This is a genomic window from Caloramator mitchellensis (assembly GCF_001440545.1).
Taxonomy (GTDB): Bacteria; Bacillota; Clostridia; order Clostridiales; family Caloramatoraceae; genus Caloramator; species Caloramator mitchellensis.
This window is the reverse complement of sequence record NZ_LKHP01000001.1, coordinates 136,030-153,628: the sequence shown is the minus strand read 5'-3', so window position 1 is coordinate 153,628 and position 17,599 is coordinate 136,030. Positions and strand designations below refer to the sequence as shown.

Sequence of the window (17,599 nt, the reverse complement as noted above, 5' to 3'; positions counted from 1 at the left end):
CGTAATGGAGTGATAAAATGAATTTAAAGGGGAGTAAAACTGAACAAAACCTGCTAAAAACTTATGCAGGTGAATCAAGGGCAAGAAATATGTATACATTTTTTGCAGAAAAATCTAGAGAAGACGGATATGAATTTATTGCTTCAGTTTTTATTGAAACTTCAGATAATGAAAAAGCACATGCAAGAAGGGTTTTTAACGATTTTTTAAAAATGAATAAATCTACAGCAGAAAACCTATTAGAAGCTGCCAGAGGAGAAGCTCATGAAAATGAAAAACTATATAAAGAATTTGAATCTGTAGCACATCAAGAAGGCTTCCACGAAATTGCAGACTTTTATAAAGAACTAGCAGAAACCGAAGGATATCATAGGGACAGGTTTGACGCCATTTTGCAAAATCTTAAATCAGGTAAAATTTTCAGAAGGGATATGCCAGTCAAATGGCATTGCAGAAACTGTGGATATATCCATGAAGGTTACGAAGCTCCAGAAAAGTGTCCATTATGTGGATTCCCTAGAAGTTATTTTGAAATATACTGTGAAAACTTTAAATAGGAAGTGATTGAATGAAAAAATGTATGATTGTTTGGGTTCCTATTGATTTAATCAAAAATATTGAAGAAGAAAGAAGCATGTTTAGAAATGAAGTTGATAAAGATATTTATGATTATCAATACTTTGATGAATTTGAGACTATAGATGATGAATATATAAATAATCAATTTAATCAATAATGTATCCTCGGGATTTCCCGGGGAATTTTAAAAATTGGTGGTGACATCGATGGCTAGAATCGTCTTGATATTAACCTTACCCATATGTTTTATATTTTATAATACTGATTTTGTCATAATAAATTTCATATTAAGTTTTACTTCATTAATTTTGTTATCTACATTTATTAGCAATTACACTAAAATAATCTCAAATAAACTTGGAGATAAAATTGGAGGATTAATAAATTCAACTGCAGGGAATCTACCAGAATTGCTGATTAGTATATTAGCAATAAACCATGGAATGTCTGAACTAATTAAAATCGGCCTTATAGGTTCAATAATTGGAAACATGCTTCTTGTATTAGGACTAAGCATCTTCTTTGGAGGTATAAAATATAAGGAACAATCATTTAATAAAAATATTGCAAGAACGAATTTTTCTCTCCTCTTCCTAGCTCTTACAAGCTTAATAATAACCTCTTCTATTTCACTCCATGGAGATATATCTGTAGAAAAAATTAACTTTTTTAGTTTAACTATTAGTATTGTCCTAATCGTTATTTATTTGCTCGGCTTAATTTTTTCATTAATAACACATAAAAATTTATTTATAGTCCAATCTGAAGACAATGCCGATGATGAATTACCGTCAGAAAGTAATGTTATAATAATTAAGTGGTTAGTAATTTTTGTTTTAGTTTTTATTTTAAGTCAAATGCTTGTTTCTTCAATAGAAAAAATAATTACCTTATTTAACATACCAGAAAAACTACTAGGCATATTAATAATGCCTGCAATAGGAAATGTTGCTGAATATATAACTGCAATAAACATGGCCCTAAAAGATAAAGTGAGTTTATGTATAGAAATTGCAATCGGCTCCAGCATGCAGATATTTCTTTTCGTATTGCCTTTAATAGTTATATTTGCAAATTTAATATACAATCCAATAACTTTAGTATACAATCTTTATGATCTAACTATCTTAATTCTATCAGTAGTTTTATCATTTTTTGTTTTCCAAGATGGTAGAACCTATTGGCTTGAAGGTGCAATTTTACTTGCTTCATATGCAATCATCATATTAAGCTATTATTTAATTTAGTTTTGGAAAAAAACTAGAGTTACCTGGTAATAAGCGAATGCCAGTGAAATCACAAAAGCTTACATTATTAATATTTTTCAACATAAAAAACTACCTCAAAAGAGGCAGTTTTTTATTGTTGCTTTTCTATTTTTTCTTTTGGAGCACCGCATTTGGCGCATTTTGCAGGTTTGCATCTACCTTCCTTAATTTCTCCGCAAACAGTGCACTTAAAAACAGCCATAAAATCACCCCAAATTCTTTTGTTTTAGAATATTTTAACACAAAAATCTAATTTTTTCAAATAACTATTCTCCAAAAATTTTGTTTTTCAATTTAATACCAGTTGGGGTAGCTGCAATTCCTCCAAGAGCTGTTTCTCTTAGTTCAAATGGAAGCGCCTTACCTACTCTATACATGGCATCTACAACTTCATCAAATGGGATAATGCTTCTTACTCCGGCCAATGCTAAATCAGCTGAAGTAAGCGCATTCACTGCACCGGAGGAATTTCTCAAATAGCATGGAGCTTCAACTAATCCTGCTACAGGATCACATACCAATCCTAATATATTCTGAATGCAAATTGCAGCTGCATGAAGAGCTTGCTCTGGAGTACCACCTGCCATTTCGACTACTGCTGCTGCTGCCATTGCTGCAGCTGAACCGCACTCAGCCTGGCATCCACCTTCTGCTCCTGATACAGTGGCATTCTTAGAGATAATTTGTCCAATTCCAGAAGCTGTAAACAATGCATTAACCATGTCATCCTTATCTTTATTCAAAACCTCCGCAGCGGTAATAACGACAGAGGGAAGTATGCCAGAAGAGCCTGCTGTAGGAGCAGCAACTATTCTTCCCATCGACGCATTTACTTCTGAAACAGATAAAGCCCTAGCCATAGCCTTATTTATTACATAGCCGCTTAAATTTGAATTCTCATTTAAGTAATCTTGAACTTTCTTTGCATTTCCGCCTATGAGCCCGCTAATTGAATTTACTTCTTCATTTAAACCCTTTTCAGCAGAATCAATCATGACATTTAAAACAGAACGCATATTTCCCACTATTTCTTCTTTTGTCTTACCCGTTCTATCAGCTTCATAATCGATTACTATCTCATAAATCTTCTTATTTTGCGTATTTGCTAATGCTATTAACTCTTCACCATTAGAATACATATTAAACCTCCTCAAATTGGATTAATTGATGCAACAGTTATCATATCCTTAATTTGCTTAATTTCTTCAAGCGTTTCTTCGGTCACCTGAACGTCTAATTCTATTATTGCTGTTACTATTCTATTTTGATTACGAGTTACCTTCATGTTAGCTATATTTATTCCTTCATCAAGTATTTTACCAGAAATCTCAGCTATCATACCTTTTCTATCCATATACTTTGCTATAATAGTTGGATACTCACCTGTAAATTCAACTTTTTCTCCATCAACTTCTGTTATTAGAATATTACCTCCACCTATCGAAGAGCCCATAACTGTTATTTTTTTATTATCTTCCTTATAGAAAATTATTTTAACTGTGTTAGGATGTTCATCTCCCAGGTCAGTTGGAATAAAATTTATTTCAATATTTAAATTTTTAGCAATCTCTAGAGAACTTCTTAATCTTTCATCATATGGCTCCATACCTAAAACTCCTGCTACAAGTGCCCTATCAGTTCCATGTCCCTTATAAGTTTCAGCAAAAGAACCATGTAGTAAAAAGTCTACCCTTTTGAATCCACATCCAGCAATTTTACCTGCAATTTTACCAAGCCTTGCTGCTCCTGCTGTATGCGAACTTGATGGACCAATCATTACAGGTCCTAACACATCAAAAACTCCATAAAATTTCATCCAATCATCCTTTCTAAATAAAATTTCTAAAACCTTTGCCCTGAACTTCTGCAGCATCTATTATAGTGAGAAATGCCTTAGGGTCGGACTTCAAAACTATATTTTTCGTTTTAACAAGCTGATTCAACGTTACAATACAATAAATAACCTTTTTGTCGACTCCTGTGTAAGCACCTTCTCCATGTAAAAATGTTACCCCTCTCCCTAATTCGCTCATGATTAAATTCGAAATCTCATCAAACTTTTCTGTTACGATAATAATCATCTTTTTTCTATCAAAGCCCTGTAAAACATTTTCCATGACTCTTGAGGAAATAAACATTAAAATTAAAGTATATAATCCAGTTTCAATATTACTAATAAACATCCCAATAATAACTATAACAAAATTCATAATAAAAGCAATAGTTGAAACGTTTATTCCTAATCTCTTTTTTAGTGTTACAGCAATTATATCTGTTCCACCCATTGAAGCTCTTTGTCTTAAAACTAAACCAACTCCAATTCCATTTAAAACCCCTCCATAAACACATGACAGTAAAATATCCTTAACAGCTAAATACTGATTTATATCCCTTGTAATAATAAGCATAGTTGATAATAAAAACACTCCTAAAATGCTAAATATTATAAAGTCAACATCGAGCTCCTTCGTACCATATAAAAAAATTGGGATATTTAATATAAATAATAAAAAACCTGAAGGAATTGATGTTAAATATTGAATAACGATTGCTAGACCTGCTACTCCTCCGCTTAACAATTTGTGAGGAACTATGAATGCATTTATTCCAATTGCTGAAATTAAACATCCCAAAATCACAATTAATAATCTGCTCAGAATTTCTTCCTTCTTAATCTTCATATATCCCCCTCCAAAATAAATTATATTGCATAACAAGCATATAACATTTGAAATGCTCCATATAAATAATATATCACCCCATGAAATGATTTCAAAAGTAGCTTATGACAATGAAATCATTCATGAGGCTTAAATTAAATTATTTTTAAGAATAAATATATTGGGAACCATCCTTCTATTCAAAACAACTATCACCTATAAATTCTCGTATTATTGAGTTTTTGGGAATTAATTCTTCCAAATCATCATTTGCTTCCTTAAAGAATTCTAAGAAGGCCCTTAACCTATATGCTTCAAGATAAGCAGGGCTTTCAACTTTAATTTCATCAAGTTGTTTTTTTGCATATTTCTTCAAAACGCACATTTCGTATGCCAAAGTTGAATTAAACATAACATCTGCTTCTTCTTGGAATGGGAAAATATTGTTTTCTTCCCCATTTCTAACCTTTGGCCATGTAATTATCGTATCTTCTGCACTCTTACCTCTATACTTAGAATCCCTGACAATTCTTCTTAAAAGTCTAACATCTGTAGTATGAATTCGATTATGATCATCTATATTTAACTGCGTCAATGCACTAATATATATTTTAAATTTACTTTCTCTTGATATTGCATTTGTTAGTAATTCATTCAAGCCGTGTATTCCTTCTATTACTAGAATTGTTCTATTGTCCAATCTAAGTTTTTTCCCTGAATTCAGTCTTTTACCTTTAATAAAATCAAACTTAGGCAGTTCAATCTCTTGCCCTTCTAATAACATAGATAAATGAGCGTTAAATAAATTTATATCAAGTGCATGAATTGATTCAAAATCATACTCACCTGATTCATCAATAGGTGTTTCTTCTCTATTTACAAAATAATCATCAAGCGAAATAGGGATTGGATTAAACCCTAATATTCTAAGTTGAATTGAAAGTCTTTTAGAAAAAGTTGTTTTTCCTGATGATGAAGGCCCAGCTATCAAAACTATCTTAACCTTGTCTCTATTTTCATATATTTTATCTGCAATATAAGCAAGCTTTTTCTCATGTAATGCTTCAGAAACTAATACAATATCTTTAATATCCCCACTAGCAACCTTTTCATTAAGAGCTCCAACATCTGCTACATCTAAAACTCTTGCCCATTCTTCTGTTTCTCTAAATATTTTAGCTAGTTTAGGGACATCCTTAAACTCCAATATTTTATTTGGATTTTCTTCGTTTGGATACAATATTAGCAACCCCGGTTTATATTGCTTAATTTCGAATAATTTTAAATACCCGGTAGAAGGAACTAATGGAGCATAAAAAAAATCATATACATCATCACACTTAATAATTTCAATTTCTTCCTTTTCATAAAATTTTAATAATCTAATTTTATCTGGCATACCTTCATTTTCAAATATTTTTATTGCATCATCTTTTTTCATAATGATTTTTTCAAACTTCAAGTTCTCTTCCACAAGCTGCTGCATTTTTTTCTTCAACAGTTCTATATTTTCTTTATTTAATTCATTATCACAATGTAATTCGCAATATAATGCTTTATTTAATGAGTGCTCAATTGTAACTCTACACCCTGGCATAATTTTTTTAGCTGCTATAATCAACAAAAAACCTAAACTCCTGGCATAGGTTCTAGCTCCAGCAGGATGTTTCATCGTAACAGGCACAATATTTGAATCCTCATAAAGACATTTATTTAGCTCTAGATATTTTCCATTAATAATTGATAACAAAGCAGTTTCATTTAGATTTTGGCTTAAAACATCCTCTATCTTAACTCCTATAGGATATTCCAGTGGTTCAGAATTGTTAATCCTTACACTTATCTTTTGACTCACTCTTTCACCCCCGTTTAAATTAGTGCTCTTTTTTTATATTTTATTAATCTATTTGCTATCATATAACTGTTTTTTACAATTGTTTAATCTATTAATAGTTGATTCCTTACCTATTATTTCAAATGTATCAAATAAAGGAGGCGATATTTTAGAACCTGTTTCTGCAATTCTCAGAAGCATAAAAAGTATTTTTGTCTTAACTTGAATTTCTTCACATAATTGTCTCATCAAATTTTCTAATTCCTGAGCAGTCCAATTGTCAGTATTTTCTAAAATTTTAATTGCAGTTTCTAATAAATATATCATCTCATCAATACTTGTGTTTTTCAAACTGTCTCTTATTAAAGATATATCATAAACTACAGGTTCTACAAAAAATGGTTTAAAACTTTCCTTAACTTCATCTAATCTTTTAATTCTCTCCTGTTCAACTTTCATTATCATAAATAGTTTTTCTTTAGTAGATTCGTTTAATTCAAAATAGTCAGTTTGAAGTAAAAACGGAATAATAAGTTCAACCATTTCTTCGATAGTTTTTTTTCTAATATAATTTCCATTAAACCAATCAAGTTTTTTAAAATCAAAAACAACATTAGATTTGTTAATCCTTTCAAAGGAAAATTTATTTATCATATCTTCAATACTTAAAAATTCTTCACTATCTCCAGGATTCCATCCTAAAAGTGCAATAAAATTTAGCACCGCTTCCTTAAGATATCCCATTTCTTTATACTCACCTATAAAAAGGGCGCCATCTCTTTTGGATATTTTGCTTCTGTCTTCATTTAATAATAGCGGCAAATGAACATATTGTGGTATTTCAGCTCCAAGAGCTTCTAAAATCAATACCTGCAAATAAGTATTTGGAATATGTTCTTGACTTCTTAATACATGACTAATTTTCATAAGCCAATCATCTATCGCAGTAGCAAAATTATAAGTTGGGACTCCATCTGATTTTAAAATGACAAAATCACCTATTAATTTACCATCCCAATTTAGTTCCCCTCTCACTCCGTCGTTAAATTTAATAACCTTATCTGGAACCTTAAACCTTACAACTGGTTTAACTCCCATTTTATCTTTTATTTGGATTTCTTCTTTAGAAATATTCCTGCACTTACCTGAATATTTAGGAGCTTCTTTTCGAGCTACTTGTTCTCTTCTTGCTTCTTCAAGTTCTTCTTCTGTGCAATAACAATAATAAGCATGACCATCGTTTATAAGTTTTTCAATATATTTATAATATATTTCAAGCCTTTCAGATTGCCTATATGGTCCAAAATCACCGCCTATATTTGGTCCTTCATCCCAATCAAGTCCAAGCCATTTCATACCTTCATATATACCTGTTTCAGACTCAATAGTATTTCTTTTCATATCTGTATCGTCTATTCTTAAAATAAACTTTCCTTTATTTTGTTTAGCAAATATATAATTATAAAGTGCATTCCTAGCAGTTCCAACATGAAAATTCCCCGTTGGACTTGGTGCAATTCTAACCCTAACTTCCTTCATCTCTACCACCCTCATCTTAAAAATTTTAGGTCATTTTCAATAATATTTTTTAGGTATAAAAGTCCTCCATCACAAACATCATTTAAAGCAATTTTTAGTATTTCCCTTGCAAATTCTTTATCTTCATTGCAATAAAGTGCATTATTATACTCTACAACTGCCTTTTCATATTCACCTTGCTTGACATACTTTTTTGCGAGCTTAAGCCTTACTTCAGCATCGTATGGGTCTTTGTCTAAAAGATAATATTCTTTTAGAAACTCCTTGTTTTTCTCCTCATCTATAAAAAATAGCATCTCTCTATGAACATCCTCAGGAATTTCAATAAAATCTTCTTCCCAATAGCTAAAACCAGTTAAATCTAATGATGTTTTCAATCCTTGTAGATACATTTTTTCATAGCTACCACTTAAAATTTCATTATGCTTTCCTAAAATATAATACGGAGCGGTATAAATTGGCATCTCATTTATAACCTTTTCTAAAGCCTTTTTGCCGTTTTTTTCATTATTCTCTATCATCTTCTTTCCTAAAAAGCATAAACTTTGAATTGCCTTATTATCATATTCAACCAAAAATTTGTGATAATTATATTCATTATCACAGAGCATTGCCTTTTCAACATCAAAACCAAATTCTTCAGAGAGAACGTTTATTCTATACAAAATTTCGTCTGATGTAATCCCATATTCTGAGTCATCCTCAATTAAGTTTAAAGACATAATATCGTCAAGTAAACATTTATACATAAAAGATTTAAAATTTGAAGCTAATACTATAAAATTCCTTGTTTCATGCAACCATATTCCTATATAATATTCTTCCTTTCTTGGACCATATTTATAAAAACAATAGTAATCACCATTCCCTATGTCACCAAATGGCAATAAATTGATGTTCATTTTTCCAGGAACTCTTAGCAAATTGTTAGCTATATTTTCTGAATATTCAAAGCGGCAGCTACCAAACTGTGTATCACCGCCAAATTTTTGCATAAATTTTTTAAATTCTTCCGATAAGAAATATCCATATTTCATTTCGAATTTTTCAAATCTCGTTCTCATAATCGTAAACCCTCTCTATCTTGTATGCTAAGAAAAATTATACTCTTTTACAGTCTTTAACTCAAGTAATTAAAATTAATTATAATGGAATAATAATATTAGGTGATGACATATGATAGTATTTTTAAGAACTGTAGTATTATATTTTTTTGTTGTTCTTGTTATGAGAATAATGGGTAAAAGACAAATAGGAGAGTTACAACCATTTGAACTAGTAATAGCAATAATGTTATCTGAACTTGCAGCAATCCCAATGCAGGAACCTGGTGTCCCATTAATTAACGGATTAATACCTATATTAACTTTAATGCTTCTTGAAGTTGGAATTTCTTATTTATCTTTAAAATTTCAACCTATTAGAAAAATAGTCTGCGGTGAACCGAGCATACTTGTTAAACATGGAAAAGTTATTGAAGAAGAATTAAGAAGACAAAGGTTTAACCTTGACGATTTAATGGAAGAATTGCGATTATTAAACTATTTTAACTTAAATGAAATTGAGTATGCCATTCTTGAAACAAATGGAAAAATAAGCATAATACCTAAACCTGAAAAATCTCCTTTAACAAAAAAAGATTTAAATATAGTGTCTCCACCAGAAAAACTACCGCTTAGTTTAATTTTAGATGGTGAACTTCAATATAATAATTTATTGGTTTCGGGATACGATGAAATATGGTTAAAAGAACAACTAAAGTTTTATAATATAGAAAAATACGAAGACGTCTTTATAGCTATGCTTGATACAAAGGGACAATTATTTGTTCAAGGGAGATGATAACATGAAAAGCGGTAAGTTTGTTTTAATTTTTAATATAATCGTATTTATTTTAATAATTAGCGTAAGTCTTATCGAAATTAATTTGATTAAAAATGATACAAGAATTTTAGGAGAAAATATCAATAATATTAAAACAAGCATATCTAAAGGCGATTGGCCAAATGCTTTTAGTAGTATAAATAAATTAAATGAAGAATGGGAAAAGTCCAAACATAGATGGTCATTATTTATTAATCACAAGGAAATTGATAATATCTCAATATCCCTAAAGGAAACAATACAATTTATAAAAAACAAAGACAAATCTTCATCTGAAGCAAGTCTTGCTACACTAGAACATTATATTAAACATATCTACCAAATTGAAAGATTAAGCCTAGAAAATATCATTTAAACTTGAAATAAATTCAAAATAATATATAATATTATTAGACATATTTTGACCATACGGGACCTTTATTGTCCCGTATATTATTGCTTCCAACTTTTCTGTTGGTTCAAAATAATATATGATATATAATATATATGATATATTATATAATTGTATATCATAAATAATTTTTGAGGAGGATTTTTTATGCCATTAGTTACTACCAAGGAAATGTTTAAGAAAGCCTATGAAAATGGTTATGCTATCGGTGCCTTTAACATTAACAACATGGAAATAATTCAAGGAATTGTTGACGCTGCAAAAGAAGAAAATTCGCCAGTTATACTTCAAGTATCTGCTAGTGCTATAAAATACGCTAGACCTACATATTTAATGAAAATGGTAGAAGCAGCTGTTGAAGATACTGGAATTCCAATAGCACTTCACCTTGACCATGGTGAAAGTTTTGATGTTTGTAAAATGTGTATTGATTTAGGTTTTACTTCAGTAATGATTGATGCATCTAAATACCCACTAGAAGAAAATATTAGAATAACAAAGGAAGTTGTTGAGTACGCGCATTCTAAAGGTGTGGTGGTTGAAGCAGAACTTGGCAAGCTCGCTGGTATTGAAGATGAAGTTAAAGTATCAGCTAGGGAAGCAAAATTCACTGATCCTGATGAAGCTTATGAGTTCGTTTCAAGAACTGGAGTTGATTCTTTAGCGATTGCAATAGGAACAAGCCATGGTGCATACAAATTCAAAGGTGAAGCTAAATTAGATTTTGAAAGGCTTGAAGCAATTGCAAATAAATTACCAGGATTCCCTCTTGTATTGCATGGAGCTTCAGCCGTTATGCCTGAATTCGTTGAAAAATGCAATAAATATGGAGGAAAGCTTGAGGGAGCTCAGGGAATCCCAGTTGATATGCTAAGAAAAGCAGCTTCTATGGCGATATGCAAAATAAATATGGATACAGATTTAAGACTTGCAATGACAGCTTCAATAAGAGAAGTATTTGCAACAAAGCCTGAAGAATTTGACCCTAGAAAATACCTTGGTGCAGCTAGAGATTCTATCAAAATGGTGGTTAAGGACAAGATTAAAACAGTTCTTGGAAGTTCAAATGCAATATAATAAGGGTGGAAAATCCACCCTTACTTTTTTGTTACCCTATTTTTTCCATTTTTCTTAGATACATAAAGCATCTCATCTGCTTCTTTTAATATTATTTCAAAATCTTCATACACATTTTTGGATGTTAATATTCCAGAGCTTAATCCAATGCTAATCGTCCACCTAAATTCGCAGTTTTTATTGTTTTCTACTTCTATCCTGATTTTTTCTGCAATATCATAAGCATTAGCTTTATCATCTATAATAATCCCTAAAAATTCTTCCCCGCCAAAACGAACTACAATACCTTTATTCATTATTATATTTTTACAGATAGTTACTAAATTTTTTAATACAATATCACCCATTAAATGTCCATATGTATCATTTATTTTTTTAAAATTATCAAGATCAATTATAAAACAAGATACTTTTTTAAATAAATTTTCTTTCGCAATATTTGTTAAGAATTCCCTTAAATATACCCTATTAAATGCACCCGTAAGCATATCAGTAACTGCTAGTTCTTTAATCTTTTTGTTGGCCTCTTCAAGTTCCTTATTTTTTTTAATAAGTTCAAGTTGAAAATGTCTAGTTCTAAGTTGCACATTTATCCTGGCTATCAATTCTATCACTGAAAAAGGTTTTTTTATATAGTCATCAGCACCTAAAGACAGTGCCTTTGAAATCGACTCATCTTCAGTGACAGATGTTATGGCTATAATTGGTAGATAAGGATTTTTGCTTTTTATTTTTTCACTTAGCTCATAACCCGTAATCCCTGGTAAAATTAAATCAGTAAGCACCAAATCATATTTATCTAAGTCTTCATCAAGCGCATCCTCTGCACTTATTACCCATTTTACAGAATAATTATTCTTTTGCAATACATCTTGTATCATTTTTCCATGTAATAACGAATCTTCAATAACTAAAATATGGGGCAATATCATAAAAACCTCCTGAACTAGAACACAGAGATATAATTATTTTACCTTTTAGAAAACTATTTTGCAAGTTAATATTTTTTATCATTTAAAACGCAAGAGTTATTAAAAATTAAAATAAAAAATGTAATAATAAAGCCTCATGAAAATCAGAGGCTTTATTATTACATTAACATGAACAATTAAAGCATTTTTCATAAACTTTACTCGGATGGAACAACTTCATTGCCATTATTGTTTGTTTTATCACCTTGACCATCAGTATTTGAAGTATTAGGCTTTCCGTCCTGATTATTGCTATCGTTCCCTTCAATTATTTCGTAATCACTTGTATTATCAGTAGGTTGTGTTAAGTCTTCCGGAGGTATCTGAATTTTTATAACATTTCGCTTTTTCCCCCTATTGTCTATTGCCTTATCATCTGCGTGGAAATTATTAGCCATGTATGGAGGAAGATTTGAAAAGGCTATGCCTTGTGAAGATAAAAATTTTTCTAAAAATGTTACATTCTTCTCCATATCAGGCACCAATACCGCCATGCCTTTTACCATCAGGCTGTCAAACATACCATCAACAGGGATTCTTATAGTTTCAACAGGAGTATTCCCAAATTTATATACTGTATACCCTAAATTCATAAGCTTTGTAGTTGGAATATTTGTTTTAATATAGTTTATTGCTGTCGATGCAAGCTCTGGTATCTTAAATATGCTGACGCTCCTTGCCTTATCTATTAATATTGTTAAAACTCTTCTTTGTCTCTCAGTTCTTTCAAAGTCGCTATTTCCAACTTTTCTTATTCTGCTATATGATAAAGCTTGTTGTCCATTTAAGTGTTGATAACCTGGACCTTGAAGCAATGTTGCCTTTGAACCGTTTACTTCTTTGATATACTTGTTTATTTCATTAACTTCATAATCCTTGATTTCAACATCAATCCCGCCAAGTTTATCAACTAAATCCTGAAAGGCTCTAAAGTCGATAGAAATATAATACTGAACATCAATATTAAAATCCTTTTGAAGAGTTTCCATTAATAATTCTGGCCCACCAAGAGTATATGCTGAATTTATTCTATTTAATCCATACCCAGGAATTGGGATATACATATCTCTCATAAAAGAAATCAAACGTATTTTCCTTGTATCGGCGTTTATATTAGCTAGTATTATTGAATCAGTTCTACCAATATCATTATCTGTTCTCTTATCCAATCCGATTAACAAAATGTTATAATTTCCTTTTTCAACATTGAAATTTTGTTTATCATTGTTATCATTGTTATCATTTGAGAAAAAATCTTTTGGAGAAGGAACAAATATTTTCTTATTTATATAATAATAAGAGCCTGCAAAAACACCTAATAACATTGTTACAACTATTCCTATAACTATAAGTGTTCTTTTCATTCTACCACCTCAATCTAATATACGACTTAAATTGATGATTTCTTATTAACAATCAGTCCATAATATTATCACATAAAAATACTTTTTTCTCAATACCGTTTAGGCTAGTTAACAAAAAAATAATAAATATAACGCATTCTTGCATTAAATCAAGAATGCGTTATAAATTACTTTAATATAGCATAGGAATAAGGCTGAAGTTCAATGTATATTATGTTATTGGCATGTTTTACATTTTTGTTATTTAAAATATTTATACCTTCTATATTAACTCCTGCATCAATATCAGTTGTAACTTTCTTGCTAGTCACATTAAAAACAATAACCATCGTTTCATTGTTAAATGTTCTTTTAAAAGCAAAAACATTTGAATCCGTTTTAATTAAGCTTAAATCTCCCTTTGATAATGAGCTATATGATTGCCTTAACTTAATTAAATTTCTATAATGATTTAATAACGAATCTGGTTCGCTTTCCTGTTGTTCTACGCTCGGTGAATAATCTCCTAAATTGTGGATACTTTCCTCCCACTTTGTCTGTCCTCTGCCGTATACTCTATACCATTTAAATGGCTCCCTGATATATTCATCGGGTTTTAATCCCTTCATTCCTATTTCTTCACCATAATAAATAAAAGGATTACCTGGCATCATTAAAAGAATTGCAGAAGCAAGTTTCATCTTATCGATATTAGCTACTCTGTTCATAACCCTTTCCATATCGTGATTGGTTAAAAATGGAGCATCAACATAATCTTTATATGAGTTCTTATATTCATCATAAACAAACGGAAGGCTATATTGAAGTTTAGAAGAGTCTTCATTTATAACTGTTCCAATAATACTTTCAGATAGAGTAAAATTAAAGCATGAATCTAAATATTTTAGATAAGGCGCAATAGCACGTTCGTTGCTCCATACTTCACCAACCAAATATACATCTTTTTTTACGCTCCTACAATATTGAGAAAATTCATCCCACCACTCTAAAGTATCCTGAGTTCTTTCAGGAGGATAAATGTGCATTGCTGCATCTAATCGGAAGCCATCTACACCTTTCTCAAGCCAATATTTGGCTATTTTTTTAATTTCTTTTCTTACATTTTTATTATCAAAGTTTAAGTCAGGCATTTCTGACCAGAAAATACCATTATAAAATCCACTACCCTTATTATGCCACTGTTTTGTGCCAAATGGAGAAAGTTTGCTAGTATTCGTGTCCTTGTCTGCCCAAATATAAAAGTTTCTATATTTGCTATTTGGCGATGTATCTGCGTTTAAAAACCATGGATGCTTGCTGCTTGTATGATTTATAACCAAATCCAAAATAACCTTCATTCCCATCTCATGAGCTCTTTTTAGAAATCTTTCAAAATCCTCATTCGTTCCATACTCAGAATTTATGTTATAATAATCTGTTACATCATAGCCATGATAACTTGGTGATTTAAAAATAGGCATCAACCAAATTCCATTAACTCCTAAAGACTTAATATAGGAAAGTTTCTCAGTCAATCCCTTTATGTCTCCTATCCCATCTCCATCACTATCGTAAAATGATCTTACAAAAACCTCATAGTATACCATTCCATCTTGCTTTATCCTTACATTTTTATCGTTATTAAATGTGCAAGCGTTAGCATAAATTATAAAAAGAAAAAGAGATAAAAAAATTAATAATTTAGAAATTTTCCCCATGACTATCCCCCTTAAAATTATGCTACCTAATAAATAATTCATCTTCTTCTAATATTATACATATTAATCAGTTTCAACATCTCATCATCTGGAGCAATCAATATTGCCCTCCTTCCCCCTAACGTTAAAACTGCATAAGTTTCACCTTTATAATCGAAAGGAATACACTTAATTCTTTCCACATTATTAGATATTTTCAATTCGCTTAATTTGTTAAATGCCTCAAAGTTCTTTACTTCTTCATCAAACAAAGTTTTTCTTTTTGATTTATTATAAATAACATCTATTTGTAGATTGCCATTGGTAAAAATGTATTCAAACTCCTTATATTGCTTGTCTCTTAATACTTTAAAAACATAGCTTAAGATTGCAACTAAAACTGCTGAAACAAGATACAAACCGCTGAAGGTTAAAATGGTTAAAAATAAATAAAAAGTTGCAAAAATAATAGAAAAAATCATAATAAAATGTAATGTTTTATATGACGAGTTTTTTGATGTTGTTAATAGTTGTTCATAAAACTTATCCATTCTATCCCCCCTAATATTGTCTTAAAATATATTTTACAATATAATCTTAATTATATAAAGTAAAAAAATGGAGTGATGATAATGACAGAAATAGAAGTTAAGGTTATTGATGTAGATGTTGAAAAAATAAAACAAAAGCTGATGAATCTTAATGCCAAGTTAGTTAAGATGGAAGAGCAAGAAAATTATTTTTTCGATTTACCAACTGGTAATAAAGAAGGCTACATTAGGATAAGGAAAACCACTAGTCTAATCGACTTAAGTCAAAATATCCAAATCACGATAAAAAAAATAATTAGCAAGGATGAGGTTCGTTCAACTGTTGAAACTAATCTTGAAATTAACTCTATTGAAGATGGAATAAAATTTTTAACAGAATTAGGCCTTAAACAAACCAAAAAAGCCTTTAAATATAGAGAAAGCTATTTATTGCAAAACGCATTAATTGAATTCGATACTTGGAATAAAGAAGAATACCCTCATCCTTATATTGAAATAGAAGGTGAAAAAGAATCAATTATAAAGTTAATAAAATTACTCGAAATATCACCTCTAAATGTAACTTCAAAAAGTCTTGATGAAATAAAAAAAGAAAAAGGATTTACAGCAATAACATGATCAATGGTATAGTAAATGTTGACATAAGAGTTGTTACAAAAACACATCTTGATGCTAAATTTGTATCAGCGTTATATCGCTCTGCAAAAAGTGCTGTGTTTGCAGCAGCTGGCATTGCCATAATCAATACAGGTATTCCTAGAAAAATGCCACTATAACCTAAAAATTTAAGAATCAAATAAGTAACAATAGGAATTGCTATCAATCTTACAAAAGTAATTACATAAGTAGTTGAGCTTCCAAAAATTTCTTTTACGTTTACATCTGCTAGCATCGAACCAATTATTATCATAGATAAGGGAGTTGTAGTTGAACCTACCATTTCTAAAGTTTTATATAAAGGCTCGGGAATATTGATCGAGAGCATAAACACTAATAATCCAATTAATACAGATAGAATTCCAGGATTTATCAATGCTTTTTTATAGTTCTTGTCCTCTTTTTCTGGACTAAACAGCATAACTCCAACTGTCCAAATAAGAATATTGAATGAAATATTAAATATAGCTGTATAAAATACTCCTTCTTTCCCATATACGCTTTCAACTACAGGGTAACCCATAAAACCACAATTTGAAAAAATCATTGAAAATCTTAAAACGCTTTTTACTTCCTTTGGATATTTTATAAAAATATATTTGCTTGCAAAAACTAAAGAAAGGTGGACTAAAGCTGAAATCAACAATAACTTTCCCGCATTTAGGAGCATGTCCTTTGAAAATGGAAAATTAAAGGATGCAATAATCATAAATGGTAATGTTACATTTAAAATTAATTCAGTTAGACCTTTATTCATTTTTTTATCGATAATACCTTTTTTTCTTATAAAAAATCCAACAACTATTATGAAGAACAAAACTAAAACCTGGGTAAATATCTTTTGAGTATTCATTTAAAACCTCCACAAATATTATTTTCATTAAAATATCCCCAAAGGGGATATTTTATACGTTTCTTACTTCATATCCATTTTTTGAAACTACATATTTAATTTTCTCATCTAACACTTGATTTTCATCATAAAATACATCAACTAAACCACTTTGGAAATCTACATTTACATCCTCAATGCCTCTTATTCCTTCAATGATGCTTGCTATTTTTTTAGCTGAAGCTTCATCATGCATTGAAGGAACTTTAATTTTTAACTCCTTCATTTTGACCCCTCCTGTTTTTATTTTTTGCAG

Annotated in this window: 20 protein-coding genes; 7 read left to right on the top strand and 13 right to left on the bottom strand. The window is 30.2% G+C overall.

What is annotated here, in order from left to right:
• Window positions 1-17 precede the first annotated feature (17 nt).
• The 3 genes from rbr to cax are packed head-to-tail and all read left to right on the top strand — an operon-like array spanning window position 18 to window position 1,826.
• A complete protein-coding gene (rbr, locus tag ABG79_RS00760) occupies window positions 18-557 on the top strand; it encodes a rubrerythrin (protein WP_057976096.1) in 540 nt (179 codons plus the stop codon).
• Between the two features lie 11 nt (window positions 558-568).
• Window positions 569-736, top strand: coding sequence for a hypothetical protein (locus ABG79_RS12445; protein WP_160318201.1), 168 nt, complete (start codon window positions 569-571; stop codon window positions 734-736).
• Window positions 737-785: 49 nt separating this feature from the next.
• Window positions 786-1,826 (top strand): calcium/proton exchanger, encoded by a 1,041-nt coding sequence (gene cax / locus ABG79_RS00755; RefSeq protein ID WP_057976094.1) that lies wholly within the window; start codon window positions 786-788, stop codon window positions 1,824-1,826.
• Window positions 1,827-1,938: 112 nt separating this feature from the next.
• On the opposite strand, the gene ABG79_RS12170 is transcribed toward cax, so the two are convergent.
• The 7 genes from ABG79_RS12170 to ABG79_RS00725 form a co-directional block, all read right to left on the bottom strand.
• Window positions 1,939-2,049: an RCKP-type rubredoxin-like domain-containing protein gene (locus ABG79_RS12170; RefSeq protein WP_083490258.1), complete on the bottom strand. Its 111-nt coding sequence runs from the start codon at window positions 2,047-2,049 to the stop codon at window positions 1,939-1,941.
• A 64-nt stretch (window positions 2,050-2,113) separates the two neighbouring features.
• Window positions 2,114-2,986 carry an L-serine ammonia-lyase, iron-sulfur-dependent, subunit alpha gene (sdaAA, locus tag ABG79_RS00750; protein WP_057976092.1) on the bottom strand — a complete coding sequence of 291 codons (873 nt, stop codon included), beginning with the start codon at window positions 2,984-2,986 and terminating at the stop codon, window positions 2,114-2,116.
• Window positions 2,987-2,997: 11 nt separating this feature from the next.
• Entirely contained in the window at window positions 2,998-3,663 is a 666-nt protein-coding gene (sdaAB, locus tag ABG79_RS00745; protein WP_057976090.1) for an L-serine ammonia-lyase, iron-sulfur-dependent subunit beta, read from the bottom strand.
• Window positions 3,664-3,676: 13 nt separating this feature from the next.
• Window positions 3,677-4,528 (bottom strand): YitT family protein, encoded by an 852-nt coding sequence (locus ABG79_RS00740; protein ID WP_057976088.1) that lies wholly within the window; start codon window positions 4,526-4,528, stop codon window positions 3,677-3,679.
• Window positions 4,529-4,703: 175 nt separating this feature from the next.
• Window positions 4,704-6,362 (bottom strand): nucleoside kinase, encoded by a 1,659-nt coding sequence (locus ABG79_RS00735; RefSeq protein ID WP_057976085.1) that lies wholly within the window; start codon window positions 6,360-6,362, stop codon window positions 4,704-4,706.
• A 48-nt stretch (window positions 6,363-6,410) separates the two neighbouring features.
• The gene (gene gltX / locus ABG79_RS00730; protein WP_160318200.1) at window positions 6,411-7,880 is read right to left on the bottom strand and encodes a glutamate--tRNA ligase; all 1,470 of its coding nucleotides are present in this window, start codon (window positions 7,878-7,880) and stop codon (window positions 6,411-6,413) included.
• An 11-nt stretch (window positions 7,881-7,891) separates the two neighbouring features.
• Window positions 7,892-8,944, bottom strand: a complete 1,053-nt coding sequence (locus ABG79_RS00725) for an SMI1/KNR4 family protein (RefSeq protein WP_057976080.1) — start codon at window positions 8,942-8,944, stop codon at window positions 7,892-7,894.
• 112 nt (window positions 8,945-9,056) lie between these two features.
• Here ABG79_RS00725 and ABG79_RS00720 point away from each other — a divergent pair, with 112 nt between their 5' ends.
• The 3 genes from ABG79_RS00720 (at window position 9,057) to fba (ending at window position 11,232) form a co-directional block, all read left to right on the top strand.
• On the top strand, window positions 9,057-9,722 hold the full coding sequence (locus tag ABG79_RS00720; protein WP_057976078.1) for a DUF421 domain-containing protein: 666 nt from the start codon (window positions 9,057-9,059) through the stop codon (window positions 9,720-9,722).
• A gap of 4 nt (window positions 9,723-9,726) precedes the next feature.
• Window positions 9,727-10,119 (top strand): DUF4363 family protein, encoded by a 393-nt coding sequence (locus ABG79_RS00715; protein WP_057976075.1) that lies wholly within the window; start codon window positions 9,727-9,729, stop codon window positions 10,117-10,119.
• 183 nt (window positions 10,120-10,302) lie between these two features.
• Window positions 10,303-11,232, top strand: coding sequence for a class II fructose-1,6-bisphosphate aldolase (gene fba / locus ABG79_RS00710; RefSeq protein ID WP_057976073.1), 930 nt, complete (start codon window positions 10,303-10,305; stop codon window positions 11,230-11,232).
• A gap of 20 nt (window positions 11,233-11,252) precedes the next feature.
• On the opposite strand, the gene ABG79_RS00705 is transcribed toward fba, so the two are convergent.
• The 4 genes from ABG79_RS00705 to ABG79_RS00690 form a co-directional block, all read right to left on the bottom strand.
• Window positions 11,253-12,164 carry a diguanylate cyclase gene (locus ABG79_RS00705; protein WP_057976071.1) on the bottom strand — a complete coding sequence of 304 codons (912 nt, stop codon included), beginning with the start codon at window positions 12,162-12,164 and terminating at the stop codon, window positions 11,253-11,255.
• A 197-nt stretch (window positions 12,165-12,361) separates the two neighbouring features.
• Entirely contained in the window at window positions 12,362-13,567 is a 1,206-nt protein-coding gene (locus ABG79_RS00700) for an LCP family protein (RefSeq protein WP_057976069.1), read from the bottom strand.
• Between the two features lie 167 nt (window positions 13,568-13,734).
• Window positions 13,735-15,264, bottom strand: a complete 1,530-nt coding sequence (locus tag ABG79_RS00695) for an alpha-amylase family glycosyl hydrolase (protein ID WP_152978174.1) — start codon at window positions 15,262-15,264, stop codon at window positions 13,735-13,737.
• A 38-nt stretch (window positions 15,265-15,302) separates the two neighbouring features.
• Entirely contained in the window at window positions 15,303-15,794 is a 492-nt protein-coding gene (locus ABG79_RS00690; protein WP_057976067.1) for a hypothetical protein, read from the bottom strand.
• 81 nt (window positions 15,795-15,875) lie between these two features.
• On the opposite strand from ABG79_RS00690, the gene ABG79_RS00685 reads away from it, so the two are divergent.
• On the top strand, window positions 15,876-16,412 hold the full coding sequence (locus ABG79_RS00685) for a class IV adenylate cyclase (RefSeq protein ID WP_057976066.1): 537 nt from the start codon (window positions 15,876-15,878) through the stop codon (window positions 16,410-16,412).
• Here the strand turns inward: ABG79_RS00685 and ABG79_RS00680 are convergent.
• Window positions 16,396-17,304 carry an AEC family transporter gene (locus tag ABG79_RS00680; protein WP_057976064.1) on the bottom strand — a complete coding sequence of 303 codons (909 nt, stop codon included), beginning with the start codon at window positions 17,302-17,304 and terminating at the stop codon, window positions 16,396-16,398. The genes ABG79_RS00685 and ABG79_RS00680 overlap by 17 nt on opposite strands.
• Before the next feature lie 52 nt (window positions 17,305-17,356).
• Entirely contained in the window at window positions 17,357-17,569 is a 213-nt protein-coding gene (locus tag ABG79_RS00675; RefSeq protein ID WP_057976062.1) for a heavy-metal-associated domain-containing protein, read from the bottom strand.
• Window positions 17,570-17,599: the final 30 nt, after the last annotated feature.